Consider the following 12,527-nt stretch of genomic DNA (forward strand, 5'->3'; position numbering starts at 1 on the left):
CGAGGCGCGCTTCGCGGGCGCTGTGATGGGGGCCGGTCGGCGCTTCGCGGGCGGCGGGGCCCGGCGGGTACACTGGCTCGGCCAGCCTCTGTAGCTCAATGGAAGAGCGACTCCGTCCTAAGGAGCAGGTTGGGGGTTCGAGTCCCTCCAGGGGCACCACGATCCGCAATCGGGATCAGTCCATCGGACGACCGCCGCTTTCGCTCCGTCTGACGCCACGGTCTGCCGCCCGCTCAGCACTCCGAGCTGTGCTGGTCGAGGCGCCGACGGTTCGAGTCCTCGATGGTCCTGCCCGGGTGGGGACTCCTCGGCGGCAGGGAGGCACGACCGAGGAGCTCCTTCGCGGGTTCGCGGCCGTCCTCGTCCTGAGTCTCTCCGTTCAGCGGAACGCGTTCGCGAAAAGCCGACTCGCGGGATTCAGCGCGCTGCTCGCGATAGCCGGTCGCATGGCGGCCGTCCGCAGGCGGTCGCTGTCGGAATTCGAGAACCCCTTCCTCGGCTGGATGTGGCGGGCCGTCCTCCGCCCGCGGTGCGTGCGCGAGCTCCTCGATCAGGCGAGGGCGGAGAGAACATCTTGGAGCGACGCCCACCGCCCGACCGCTCACGGCCTTCTGAGGGCGTCTCGCGGGCCTTCGCTCAGGCGGCGCCGCCATGATCGAGGCTGGTACTCGACGGAAGGTTCTCTGTGAGCATGTTCAAGCGCGTTCTCGGCATGGCGTCGAAGGCGCTCGATTCGAAGAGCGGCTCGGGGTCGTCCTCGAGCGGGACGACCGATTGGCGCGACATGGTGCGCTCCGCCGCCGACAAGGTGACGGGCGACTCGCGGAGCGGGCAGGCCCAGCCGCCCCAGCAGTACGGGTCGCCGCAGCGACCCTCCGCGCGACCCCAGGACGCCCGGCCCGGGCAGCAGCCGGTGGTCACGCAGGAGGACCGCGCAGCGATCGCGCGCTACGACTACCTCCTCCGCACCGCCGACCCGGAGCAGCTCGAGCAGGTGCACCGCGACGCGTTCGCGAAGCTGTCGCCGGCGCAGCGCGCCCAGGTCGAGGCGCGGCTCCGCGACGAGCTGCCCGCGAACGAGCAGCCTCGGTCCTCCGCACCGGACGACCTGGCGCGCGCGGCGACGCGCGGCGAGGCGAACGACCCGGGGTTCCTCAAGAAGATGTTCTCGAAGCCGGGGACCCGCGGCGCCCTCGCGGGTGCTGGCGTCGGAGCGGCGGCGGGCATCGGGCTCGGCGCGGCGGGCGGATTGCTCGCGGCGGTCGCGGGCGGTGCCGTGATCAGCAGCGTCGCCGGTCCGCTGCTCGCGCAGGCGTCCGGCCTCGGCGTGGACTTCGAGAACCTGGCCGGCGGGTTCGGCGATCTGGGCGACTTCGGCGACATCACGGGCGGCGCGGGAGAGTTCGTCTCCGGTGCGGGTGAGCACGTGTCCGGGCTGGGGGAGCAGGTGTCGGAGTTCGGCTCCGACTTCCAGCTGCCGGGGCTCGGCGACCTCGGGAACCTCTTCGACCGCTAGACGGACGGGACCGGAGCGCGCCTGCGGAGGAGCGGCGACGCGATCGCGAGTGCCGCGCCGACGACGAGCAGCACGGCCCCCACGATCGCGACGGCGGTCGTCGACCAGTCGGGGAGGTCGACCACCGTCGTGCCGTCGAGCAGCGTCCATTCGCAGGCCGCGCCCAGCGGCCACCACGACCAGAAGCCGCGGACCAGGTCGCCTGCCTCGGGCGGGACGCCACCCAGGCTGACGCTGCACACGTAGTCGAAGCCCTGACGGTCGATGTTCGCGTACTGCAGCGGCACGAGCGCGAGGGCCGCGAGTCCGGCGACGGCGAGGACGAGGCCGGCGAGCAGGGCGAGACGCGCGGCGGTCAGGCGCTTCCTCGCCGGCGTCGAGGCGGGGGCGGGCGGCGTCTCGGTCATCGTCCGATGGTGGCACGCGTTCGTGGGGAGCAGGCGTGTGCCCGGGATCGGCGCCGAACAGCGCGGAGGCACGGGGCGGATGCGTCGGAGCCGCTCCTCGACCGCAGGCGCCACGGACGTCGGCCGACACAGCGGCGACGGGGAGCCCTCGGCGTCGTACCCTCGACTGCATGGGGTTCGTCTTCTCGCTGGTGATCATCGTCCTGACCGTGCTCGCGCTGGTCGACGTCGTACGGCAGCCGGACAACGTCATCAAGAACCTGCCCAAGATCGTGTGGATCCTGCTGATCTTCTTCCTCCCGCTCATCGGCGTCTCGCTGTGGTTCCTGCTCGGGCACGACTGGAAGCGCGGCGACGGCGGATCCTTCGTGCCGGGCGGCCGAGTGCCCCGCCGCCGGAAGCAGGCGCCGCCGACGGTGGTGGTGCGGCCCGCTCCGAAGAGCACCGAGGAGCAGCTCGCCGACCTCGAGCGCGAGGAGGCGCACTACGCGCGGCTCGCGGAGGAGCAGCGTCGCCGCCGCGAGGGGGAGCGGCCGCTCGACGCGTGAGCGGCCGCTCCGGAGGCCGCTACTTCGAGAAGGTCGACGCCGTCCACTGGATCGAGGCGATCTTCGCCTGGCCCGCGACGCTCGGGTGGAAGTAGTCGGTGGTCCCGATCAGGCCCTTGGTGACGGGGGTCGCGGTGAGCGCTCCTCCGTCCCAGTCGCAGAGCTGACCGGCGGCGCTGCACGCCGTCTGCAGCGCGGTGTTGTACTGCGTCGTCCGCGTCTTCGCGGCAGCGGCGGAGGCCGCCGCGGCGGTGCTGCTGAGCCTGCGGCCGGTGGAGCTGACGCCGCGCGTGGTCCGGCAGAGGTCGCCGCCCGCCCAGACGAGCGCGCCGACTCCGGTCTTCACGACCGACCACTCGGAGGCCACGTTCGGCATCGACGAGAGGACGATGCGGGCGGAGGGCCACGTGGTGCGGATCTTCGTGATCGCGGCGGAGGCTCCGGTGCGGAACGTGCTCGCCGGGGTCATCGTGTAGCCGTCGGAGGCGACGCGGTTGTCGGGCGAGCAGAGGTCGTTGCCGCCGATGAGCAGGGTGACGACGTCCGGCCGCACGCCGGCGGCGACCGCGGCGTCGATCCGCGAGGGGACCTGCGCGACGACGTCGCCGGTGGTGGCGAAGTTCGCGGTCGTGACGGTGGTGCCGGGGAGCGCGGTCCGCAAGCGGGAGGCGAAGGAGTTCACCGAGGAGCTGGTGCCGGTGGACCAGTTGTTGCGGGGGCAGTCCGCGAAGGAGCCGCAGGTCCCGTAGGCCTGGGTGATGGAGTCGCCGAGGCTCAGCACCGAGAGGGTGGCGGGAGTGGCGGCGGCGGCGGCCTGCGCCGGGAGCAGCGCGGCGGCGAGGGCGAGCGCGGCTCCGACGGCGAGGGCGCGGACGCGGCGGCTCGGGGTCGGCGGGCGGGAGAGGGAGAGGCTCATGGGGGACCGTTCTCGAGGGGGAGGACGGTGGGGGAACCGTCGGTGCTGACGCTAGGGGAGCGGCGCCCCGGATGACCCCGAACGGGTGACCCCAGAACGGGCCGGATGTGCGCGACGGCAGCGGATCCGGTCGTCCGGCGGGCGGAACCGTCTGGAAGGCGAGCGTCCTCTCAGCCGCCTGCCACCGGCACGATCCGCAGCCGGCTCATCGCCCAGACCAGCGCCCCCGACGCGAGGAACGCGACCGCGATCACGACGACGAACACCGACACCTGCCCGTACCCGGTCGCGGGATCCAGGAACGGATAGGGCACCCAGCCGTCCGTCGCTCCGCGGATCAGCACCACGACGAGCCAGACGATCGGGTAGACCACGACCAGCCAGAGCCTGCGCCACGGCAGCGGAGGGCGATCCGCGAGCAGCAGCCAGTCGAGCAGTCCGTAGACGGGGAACAGCACATGCATGACGGTGTTGGCCCACGGCAGCGCCACTCCGCCCGCCACATCGGTGAGGAGGGTGTTGTAGACGAGGCCGACGACGATGATGTACCCGGTGAAGGCACCCCGCACCAGTAGGAGCCCGCCGGGCGCGGGACGGCGGCGGAGCGCGAGCACGGCGGTGGCTCCGAGCACGACGGCCAGCACGATGTTGCTCTGGATGGTGAAGAAGCCGAAGAAGTTGAACGGGTTCAGCGGCGTCCGAGAGGCGGTGTCGACGGCCGTCGCGATCACGGCCACCAGAACGGCGGCGGCCACGAGGAGGCGGAGGAGCGCGACCGGCACGCGGGCCGACTCCGCCCGGGAGGAGGGAGCGGGCGGCGTCATCGCTCGAGCGTAGCGCCGGAGCGCCTACCCTGTCCCCGTGCTCACGATCGGTGTCGACCTCGCTGCGGAGCCGGTGCGCACCGCTCTCGCCGCCCTCGAGTTCTCCGGCGGCCGGGCCGTCGTCCGCTCGCTCGTACTCGGCGCCGAGGACGCGACGATCGTCGAGGCGTCACGGGACGCGGCGGTCATCGGGATCGACTGCGCGTTCGGCTGGCCGGTGGAGTTCGCGGCGTTCGTCTCCGCGCACACGCGACGGGAGGTCTCGCCGCGGACGCTCGCGGGACGCGACTGGCGCCGCCGCCTCGCGTACCGCGAGACGGACCGGGTGGCGCGCGAGGTCACCGGCCGCTGGCCGCTCAGCGTCTCGACCGACCGGCTCGGGATGACCGCGATGCGCTGCGCGGAGCTGCTCGACGCCTTCGCCGCGAGCGGGGAGGACGTCGACCGCTCCGGGCGCGGACGGCTCGTCGAGGCGTACCCGGCGGCGGCGCTGCGGCTCTGGGGAGTGGACACCACGGGGTACAAGACGCGACCGGAGGCCGTGGCGCTCGCCGCGGAGTCGTTGCGACGGGCCGCACCCTGGCTCGATGTGCCGGCGCCCGCGCTCGCGCTGATGAGCCGCTCCGACGACGCGTTCGACGCCGTCGTCGCCGCTCTCAACGCCCGCGCCCACGCCCTGGGCGCGACCCTGCCGGTGCCTCCCGAACTGCAGGAAGCGGCGGAGGCCGAGGGGTGGATCGCGGTCCCGACCGGATCGCTCGCGGAGCTCGCGGGCTGATCCGAACCGTTCCGACGGGTGTTCGCTCAGGCCGGGATCTTGGCCCCCAGCAGGCCGGCGGCGACCTCGGCGGCCCGCTCGGCCTCCTCGACGGTCGAGAAGGGTCCGGTGGGGACGAGGGAGGGCGCGGTGGTCAGTCGGGCGTCGATCTCGAGTCGGAACCGGGGCAGCTCCGCCCCGGGAACGACGACGATCCTGACTCCGTTCCGGCTCCATCGCGCGGGTTGGATAGAAGAAATCTGTGTCATGGTGCTCTCCGCTTTCGCGATCATCCGCACGGGTGGCTGACGCCTCGACCGTGCACGCTTCACGCTACGTCCGGTGCCCGTCTCTCCGAACGGGCTTGACCTCTCAGGCTCGTCGGGCGTAGCGGGTCACTGCAGTCGGTCGAGGGTGTCGCTGATCCGTCGCAGGCACTCGATGAGGACCGACACCTGCGCGGAGTCCAGGTCGGCGAGCACCTCGCCCTCAGCGGCGACGAGATTCCGCATCGCCTCGTCGACCCGCTTCGTGCCCCGGGGGGTGAGCGAGACGATCTTGCTGCGCGAGTCGGCGGCGTTCTGCTCGCGGACCACGAGCCCGCGGGCCCCGAGGCGGTCGACGCGGCTGGCGAGGTTGCCGCTGGACAACGCGAGGTGCGTGGCCAGGGCAGAGGGCGTCATCCCGCCCTCCCCGCGCTGCCGCAGCAGCGAGAGGAGCTCGAACTCCCACGGGGCGAGATCGCTGACGGCGAAGGACTGCCGCCGCACCTCCTGCACGCGCGGGCTGAGCCGGCGGAGGCGGGAGACGACGTCCAGAGGCGCGAAATCGAGGTCGGGCAGTGCCCCGGCCCACGCGTCGATCACCAGATCGACATCGTCGTCTTCGCGCATGCCCCGATTATCCCCGCACGGCGCGGGCGCCGACGACGGGTGGTCCGGGGAGGCGGGCGGGCCTAGCCTGTGCGGACGACGGGCGAGCCGGTCAGGCGCGGGCGGCCCGGACGTAGGCGACGATCGCGTTGGCGTGGCCGTGGCCCAGGCCGTGCTCGGTCTTCAGCCAGGTGACGACCTGCATGTGCGGCTCGGAGCGCAGACGCTCGTCGGCGAGGTCGAGCCAGTCCTGGACGGGACGGCCGTAGGTCTTCTCGATGCTCGGGAAGTACGAGGCCGGTCCCTTCGGCTTCGCGCCGTCGGCGGGCGGTTCGGGAGCGAGCACGCGGTCGGTCATGCGGTCACGATAGCGAGCCGCGGTCAGGTCGTGTAGGCCGAGGGGTCGAACCGGCCGAGCTCCTCGCGGAAGGCGAAGGCGAAGTCGGGCCAGAGCAGCGTGAGTCGCCGGTTGTCGTCCAGGTACCAGCTCTCGCAGCCGCCGTTGGTCCAGACGGTGTCGGCGCTGAGGGCGTCGAGGCGGGCGACGGAGGCGGCCTCGGCCTCGGCGGTGACCTCGAGCCGGTCGGCGCCGGAGACCGCGAGGTGGTCGAGCGCGGCGAGCACGTAGGCGATCTGCGTCTCGATCATGTGCACCGCGGAGTTGTGGCCGAGGCTCGCGTTGGGGCCGTTGACGACGAAGAGGCTCGGGAAGCCGTGGACCGCGGTCGACTCGTACGCGACCATGCCGTCGGCCCAGCGGTCGGCGAGGAGGACGCCGCCGCGGCCGCGGATGCGCCGGGCGAAGGGCGGCCGCGTGGAGTGGAAGCCGGTCGCGAAGACGAGCACGTCGACCCTGTGCGGGACGCCGTCGTCGCCGAGCGCGGCGCCCTCCTCGAGGCGCCGGAGCGGACCGGGGACGACGCGGACGTGCGGCTGCGCGAGAGCGGGGTAGTAGTCGTCCGAGAGGAGCACGCGCTTGCAGCCGATCTCGTAGTCCGGAGTCAGCACGGCGCGGAGCGCGGGATCGATGATCTGCGCCTCGAGGTGGCCGAGCGCCTCCGCCCGCAGCCGGTCGATGGCCTCGGGCACGGCGACGCGGCCGGCGAAGCCGAGCTCGGCGCGCCAGAACAGCTCCTCGCGGAGCCTCGCTAGGGCCCCGGGCGCGCGGGAGAGGGCTCGGCGCTCCTCCGGCGGGTACGGGCGGTTCCGGCGGGGGACGACGTACGGGGCCGAGCGCTGGAAGAGCACCACCTCGGCGGCGCGCTCGGCGAGGTGCGGCACGATCTGCACGGCGGAGGCTCCCGAGCCGACGATGCCGATGCGCTTCCCGTCGAGATCGACGTCGTCCCGCCAGCGTGCGGAGTGGAAGGCGGGACCCGCGAACGAATCCAGGCCCGGGACGGCCGGGAGGCGGGGCTCGGAGAGGCGCCCCGCGCAGACGAGGAGGACCGCGGCGGAGTAGTCGCCCCGGGAGGTGCGCACCCGCCAGCGGTGCGCCTCCTCGTCGAAGACCGCCTCGAGCACCTCGGTCCCCAGCCGGAGCCGCGGCGCCAGGCCCTCCTTCTCGACGACGCGCTCGAGGTAGGCCTGGATCTCGGCCCCGGGGGCGTAGAACGCCGACCAGTCGGCCTCCGGGGCGAAGGAGTAGGAGTAGAGGTGCGAGGGGATGTCGCAGGAGACCCCGGGGTAGACGTTGTCCCGCCAGGTCCCGCCGATCCGCTCGGCGCGCTCCAGCACGACGAACGAGGTCCCGCCGCGGCGCTCCAGGCGGACCGCGGCTCCGAGGCCGGCGAACCCGGCGCCGATCACGACGACGTCGACGTCCATCAGACCGTCGTCCTCGCCAGGACGCTGCCCGCCGGGTCGCGGTGCGGATCGGCGAGGAAGTGCTCGAGGACGGCGAGGAGCTCGGCGGGCCGCTCGGCGAGCACCGCGTGACCGGAGTCGAGGACGGCGTAGCGGGCGTCGTCGATCGCGCCGAGCAGGGCCTCGGCGCCCTCGACTCCTGCGACGGCATCGGCGGAGCAGCCGACCACGAGGGCGGGAACCCGGCAGTCCATAGCGGCCGCAGCGACGTCGGCCCGTGCGGAGGCGGCGAGCATCCTGGCGGCGTCGGCGCCCCACGGGGAGGAGGCGGTGGCCGAGCGGACGGCGAGGAGCCGAGCGGCCTCCTCCTGCGCGTCGGGCGGCAGCATCGGCCAGAGGCGCGCCGTGCGGAGGAGGCGCTCCGTCGGGCGCAGCCATCCGGCCACGAGGGCGAGGGCGCGCACCCGCCGATCGCCCGCGGCGAGGGCCACGGCGGCTCCGAGCGAGTGGCCGATCAGGACGGCCTCCTCGGCGCCGAGCGCGTCCAGGGAGGCGCGGACCGCGGCGGGTCCGTCGCGCCAGGGGTCGCCGAGATCGGCGAGCTCGAGCGCGGCGACGCGGTGGCGCCGCGCCAGCATCGGCAGCAGCAGCCCGGTGTCGCTCCGCGCGCCCCGGCCGACGCCGGTCAGCAGCAGGACCGCGCGCGGGCTCTCGGCGCCCGCGGTCAGGAGCCGCACGGTGGCGCTGTCCGACTCGATCCGCTCCTCCCGGACCAGATCGGCCTGGCGCCGCAGGTACTCGGAGCGGGTCATGACGCCCGGCGGGTCCCGTGGACCGGGAGGCGCATCCGCTGCGGACCCGCCGCTGCGACGGGCTCCGCCCGCAGCGCCCTCTCCGGCGCGACCACGCCGTACGTCGTGGTGCGCTGGCGCCAGCCGCGGCCGATCTCGCCGCTCAGCCGGGCGACGGTCGCGATGTCGAGCGAGCGGTAGGCCTCCGCTCCGGCCTCGGGCCGCAGGGCGCCGTCGAGCAGCAGGCCGCCGAGGTCGTCCGCCCCGCCGCGGAGGAGGACCTGCGCCGCGTGCAGTCCGAGCTTGGTCCAGGCGGTCTGCACGTGGGCGATCCGGCCGTGGAGGACGAGCCGTGCGACGGCGTGCACGGCGCGGGTCTCGCGGAGGGTCGGCCCGCCCCGGCTCGCGCGCACCACGGCGGGAGGCGCCTCCGCCGGGACGAAGGGCATCGCGATGAACTCGGTGAAGCCGCCCGTCTCGTCCTGGATCGCCGCGAGCGTGCGCAGGTGCGCGAGCTGCTGCTCGGGGGTCTCGACGTGTCCGTAGACCATGGTCGAGGTGGAGCGGAGGCCGCTGCGGTGCGCGGCCGTGATCGCCTCCCGCCACTCGGCCACGGTCGGGTCCGTCCCCTCGCTCAGGACGGCGCGGACGTCGTCGTCGAGGATGCGGGCGGCGGTCCCCGGGACGGAGTCCACGCCGGCCTCGCGCAGAGCGTCGAGCATCTCGGGCAGGGTTCGGGCCGTGCGCCGGGCGACCTCGAGGATCTCGCCGGGCCGGTAGGCGTGCAGGTGCAGCGAGGGCTGCCGCTGCTTCAGCGTGCGGACGATCAGCAGCAGATCGTCGCCCGGGTGCTCCGGTCCGATCGCGCCCTGGAGGCAGAGCTCGGTGGCGCCGAGCGCGACCGCCTCGTCGGCGAGCTCCTCCAGCCGCTCGACGGTCAGCCCGCCGGCTCCCCAGAGGGAGGTGTCGATGTTGCGGTTGACGACAACCGAGACCTCGTCGCCGGCGGCGTCGTGCCGCAGGTCGTCCGCCAGAGCGGAGAGGGCGTCGAGGTCGTCGCCGTCGGCTGCGAGCAGGGCGAGGTAGTCGGCGTCCTCGAGACCGGCGGGGTCGGTCTCCGCCCGGGCGAGCACGGCGCCGAGGGCGGGCGCGACCGGTCGGGGCAGGGCGTCGAGCGAGTCGCGGTAGGGCCGGGGGAGGACCGCTGCCGCCTCGTCGGCGAGCCAGGTCCCGCGGTCGGCGAGCGCCTCGACGTAGGGAGCGACACGCGGATCGATCCAGGTGGCCGAGTCGCGGAGGTACTGCGGGTGGGCGGTCAGCCGCTCGTGCAGCCGGTAGCCGGCCGCCGCGGTGAGCCGCGCGAGGTCGTCGATGTTCGGCCAGGGGCGCTCCGGATTCACGTGATCCGCCGTGAGCGGGCTGACACCGCCCCAGTCGTCGACCCCGGCGCGCAGCAGCAGCCCGAGCTCCTGCTCGTCGGTGAGGTTCGGCGGCGCTTGGATCGTCGCCTCGGCGCCCAGCACGAGGCGCGCGACCGCGACGTTGGCCACGTACTCCTGCAGCTCGAGGTCGACCTCGTTCTGCATGGCCGTCCGCGGCTTCGCGCGGAAGTTCTGAACGATGCACTCCTGCACGTGGCCCCACCGCTCGTGGGACTCGCGGATCGCGAAGAGGGCGTCCGCCCGCTCCGCCGCGTTCTCGCCGATGCCCAGCAGCACGCCGGTGGTGAAGGGGATGCGGCTGCGTCCCGCGTCCTCGAGCACGCGCAGGCGCAGCGCCGGGTCCTTGTCCGGGGAGCCGTAGTGCACACCGCCCTTCTCGGACCAGAGGCGCTCGGCGGTCGTCTCGAGCATCATGCCCATCGAGGGCGCGACCGGGCGGAGCCGCTGCAGCTCGGCCCACGACATCACGCCGGGGTTCAGGTGCGTGACAATGCCCGTCTCGCTCATCACCAGGACGGCCATCGCGCGCACGTACTCGAGCGTCGAGGCGTAGCCGTGCTCGGCGAGCCAGGCGCGGGCGATCGGCCACCGGTCCTCCGGGCGGTCGCCGAGCGTGAACAGGGCCTCCTTGCAGCCGAGCGCGGCACCGGCGCGGGCGACCTCGAGGATCTCCTCCGGCTCCATGAAGGTCGACTCGCGCTTGGCCGCGAGCCCGCCCGGTGTCTCCACGAAGACGCAGTAGTGGCACCGGTCGCGGCAGAGCTTGGTCAGCGGGACGAAGACCTTCCGCGAGTAGGTGACGACGCCGGGCCGTCCGCGGCGGGCGAGTCCGTCGTCGCGCAGGCGGCCGGCGGCCTCCAGCAGCAGGTCGAGGTCGTCGCCGCGCGCGCCGAGGAGCTCCTCGGCTCTCTCGCGCGTCAGCGCCTCGCCGCGGTCGAGCCGGGCGAGCAGGGTGGCCGTGGTCATGCGGGAGCGGCCCTTCCGAAGGGGGTCGTGGCGGAGGCGGGAGGTCAGAGCGCGCGCAGCCGCGGCGCGAGGTCGCGCTCGAAGGCGTCGAAGAAGCGCTGCTGGTCGTCGCCCGGGGCGTGGAAGACCAGGTGGGTGAAGCCCGCGTCGACGTAGGGCTTGATCTGCGCGACCGTCTCCTCGGGGTCGGAGCCGACGATCCAGCGCTTCGCGACCTGCTCGATCGGCAGCTCGTCGGCGGCGCGCTCCATGTCGACCGGATCGGTCAGCGAGTGCTTCTGCTCCGGCGACAGCGAGAGCGGCGCCCAGAAGCGCGTGTTCTCGAGCGCGAGCGCCGGATCGGGATCGTAGGAGAGCTTGATCTCGATCATGCGGTCGATGGTCGAGGAGTCGCGATCGGCCGCCGCGGCGCCCTCCTCGACGGCGGGGAGCAGCTTCTCGGTGTAGAGCTCCATGCCCTTGCCCGACGTGCAGATGAAGCCGTCGCCCGCCCGGCCGGCGTACTTGGCGACGACGGGGCCGCCCGCCGCGATGTAGACCGGCACGCCGCTCTCGGGCTTGTCGTAGATCGACGCCTCGTGCGTGGAGTAGTACTCGCCGTCGAAGGTGACGCGGTCGCCCGCCCACAGCGCGCGCATCAGCCGCACGGCCTCGCGCAGGCGGGCGAAGCGCTCCTTGAAGTCGGGCCAGGTCTGCTCGCCCGCGCCCTGATAGCCGGTGGCGACCTCGTTCAGCGCCTCGCCGGTGCCGACGCCGAGCATGATCCGCTCGGGGTAGAGCACGCCGAGCGTGCCGAACGCCTGGGCGATGACGGCGGGGTTGTAGCGGTAGTGCGGGGTCATCACGGAGGTGCCGAGGGTGATGGTGGCGGTGCGCTCACCGGCCGCGGCGAGCCAGGCGAGGGAGAACGGCGCGTGCCCGCCCGTGTGCCGCCACGGCTGGAAGTGGTCCGAGACGACCGCGGTCTCGAAGCCGTGCCGCTCGGCGCCGACCGCGAGCTCGACGAGCTCCCGGGCGCCGAACTGCTCCGCCGATGCCTTGTACCCGAGCGTGATCGTCATCTGCAGCCTTCGTGAGAGGTGGGACGGCTCCCGGAGCGGGAGCGGCCCCTCCATTCTGCGCCTGCCGCGGCGCCCGGCGGGACGGGTGGACGCACCCGGGGGAGGCGTGCCCCGATCCCGCGCTGGGGAGGAGCGTCAGGCCGGCGGAGCGGCGATGTTCACCATCCAGCCGACGCCGTAGCGGTCGACCAGCATCCCGAAGCGGTCGCCCCAGGGCGAGGCGACCAGCGGCTCGACGACCGTGCCGCCCTCGGCCAGGCCGTCCCAGTAGCCGCTCAGCTCGGCGTCGTCGTCGCCGAAGAGCGCGATCGTGATGCGGGCGCCGCTCTCGGCCGGGCTCGAGGAGGGGGAGTCGGAGCCCATCAGGATCATCCCGCTCGGCGTGACGAGCTGGGCGTGCATGATCCGGTCCTGGTCGGCCGGATCCGCGCTCATCCCGAAGTCGCCGAAACGGCTGGAGCTGAGCTCGCCGCCGAGGACGTCCCGGTAGAACTCCATCGCCTCCTGCGCGGAGCCGTCGAAGCCGATGTAGGGGCTCAGTGAAGTGGGCACGGCACGCCTTTCCGTCGAGGTGCGCCCAGTATCTCCGCGTCCCGACGCGAGCACCAGGGGCGTCCTGCA

The 12,527-nt window shown here is 73.6% G+C and carries 14 protein-coding genes and 1 tRNA gene; 4 read left to right on the top strand and 11 right to left on the bottom strand.

All coding sequences use genetic code 11. The features are described 5' to 3' along the window. Positions 1-84 precede the first annotated feature (84 nt). Both C5B92_RS02120 and C5B92_RS02130 read left to right on the top strand, forming a co-directional pair. Positions 85-159 (top strand) — tRNA-Arg (locus C5B92_RS02120). Between the two features lie 532 nt (positions 160-691). Then, on the top strand, positions 692-1,516 hold the full coding sequence (locus C5B92_RS02130) for a hypothetical protein (protein ID WP_258061223.1): 825 nt from the start codon (positions 692-694) through the stop codon (positions 1,514-1,516). Here the strand turns inward: C5B92_RS02130 and C5B92_RS02135 are convergent. Next, positions 1,513-1,923 carry a hypothetical protein gene (locus tag C5B92_RS02135; RefSeq protein WP_104255427.1) on the bottom strand — a complete coding sequence of 137 codons (411 nt, stop codon included), beginning with the start codon at positions 1,921-1,923 and terminating at the stop codon, positions 1,513-1,515. The genes C5B92_RS02130 and C5B92_RS02135 overlap by 4 nt on opposite strands. Positions 1,924-2,093: 170 nt before the next feature. Between C5B92_RS02135 and C5B92_RS02140 the strand changes: the two genes are divergently transcribed. Further along, positions 2,094-2,471, top strand: coding sequence for a PLD nuclease N-terminal domain-containing protein (locus C5B92_RS02140; RefSeq protein WP_104255426.1), 378 nt, complete (start codon positions 2,094-2,096; stop codon positions 2,469-2,471). 19 nt (positions 2,472-2,490) lie between these two features. Here C5B92_RS02140 and C5B92_RS02145 read toward each other — a convergent pair whose 3' ends face one another. Beyond that, the gene (locus C5B92_RS02145) at positions 2,491-3,387 is read right to left on the bottom strand and encodes a GDSL-type esterase/lipase family protein (RefSeq protein WP_104255425.1); all 897 of its coding nucleotides are present in this window, start codon (positions 3,385-3,387) and stop codon (positions 2,491-2,493) included. A gap of 170 nt (positions 3,388-3,557) precedes the next feature. Continuing rightward, positions 3,558-4,211: a Pr6Pr family membrane protein gene (locus C5B92_RS02150; protein ID WP_104246723.1), complete on the bottom strand. Its 654-nt coding sequence runs from the start codon at positions 4,209-4,211 to the stop codon at positions 3,558-3,560. A 37-nt stretch (positions 4,212-4,248) separates the two neighbouring features. On the opposite strand from C5B92_RS02150, the gene C5B92_RS02155 reads away from it, so the two are divergent. Then, a complete protein-coding gene (locus tag C5B92_RS02155; RefSeq protein WP_104246722.1) occupies positions 4,249-4,989 on the top strand; it encodes a DUF429 domain-containing protein in 741 nt (246 codons plus the stop codon). A 26-nt stretch (positions 4,990-5,015) separates the two neighbouring features. Here the strand turns inward: C5B92_RS02155 and C5B92_RS02160 are convergent, their stop codons facing one another. The 8 genes from C5B92_RS02160 to C5B92_RS02195 form a co-directional block, all read right to left on the bottom strand. Further along, positions 5,016-5,237: a hypothetical protein gene (locus C5B92_RS02160; RefSeq protein ID WP_146076606.1), complete on the bottom strand. Its 222-nt coding sequence runs from the start codon at positions 5,235-5,237 to the stop codon at positions 5,016-5,018. 126 nt (positions 5,238-5,363) lie between these two features. Beyond that, positions 5,364-5,861, bottom strand: coding sequence for a MarR family winged helix-turn-helix transcriptional regulator (locus C5B92_RS02165; RefSeq protein ID WP_104255424.1), 498 nt, complete (start codon positions 5,859-5,861; stop codon positions 5,364-5,366). Positions 5,862-5,952: 91 nt separating this feature from the next. Continuing rightward, entirely contained in the window at positions 5,953-6,198 is a 246-nt protein-coding gene (locus C5B92_RS02170) for a DUF4287 domain-containing protein (RefSeq protein WP_104225060.1), read from the bottom strand. A gap of 23 nt (positions 6,199-6,221) precedes the next feature. Next, the gene (locus tag C5B92_RS02175) at positions 6,222-7,667 is read right to left on the bottom strand and encodes an NAD(P)/FAD-dependent oxidoreductase (RefSeq protein ID WP_104225061.1); all 1,446 of its coding nucleotides are present in this window, start codon (positions 7,665-7,667) and stop codon (positions 6,222-6,224) included. Further along, the gene (locus C5B92_RS02180) at positions 7,667-8,458 is read right to left on the bottom strand and encodes an alpha/beta fold hydrolase (RefSeq protein WP_104255423.1); all 792 of its coding nucleotides are present in this window, start codon (positions 8,456-8,458) and stop codon (positions 7,667-7,669) included. The genes C5B92_RS02175 and C5B92_RS02180 overlap by 1 nt, the downstream gene beginning before the upstream one ends. Continuing rightward, positions 8,455-10,845 carry a 7,8-didemethyl-8-hydroxy-5-deazariboflavin synthase CofG gene (gene cofG / locus C5B92_RS02185; RefSeq protein ID WP_104350028.1) on the bottom strand — a complete coding sequence of 797 codons (2,391 nt, stop codon included), beginning with the start codon at positions 10,843-10,845 and terminating at the stop codon, positions 8,455-8,457. The genes C5B92_RS02180 and cofG overlap by 4 nt, the downstream gene beginning before the upstream one ends. Before the next feature lie 44 nt (positions 10,846-10,889). After that, entirely contained in the window at positions 10,890-11,906 is a 1,017-nt protein-coding gene (gene fgd, locus C5B92_RS02190; RefSeq protein WP_181028715.1) for a glucose-6-phosphate dehydrogenase (coenzyme-F420), read from the bottom strand. Between the two features lie 135 nt (positions 11,907-12,041). Beyond that, positions 12,042-12,458, bottom strand: a complete 417-nt coding sequence (locus C5B92_RS02195; RefSeq protein ID WP_104246718.1) for a VOC family protein — start codon at positions 12,456-12,458, stop codon at positions 12,042-12,044. Positions 12,459-12,527: the final 69 nt, after the last annotated feature.

It is taken from the genome of Rathayibacter sp. AY1A4, from assembly GCF_002930955.1.
In the GTDB taxonomy this organism is placed as follows: domain Bacteria; phylum Actinomycetota; class Actinomycetes; order Actinomycetales; family Microbacteriaceae; genus Rathayibacter.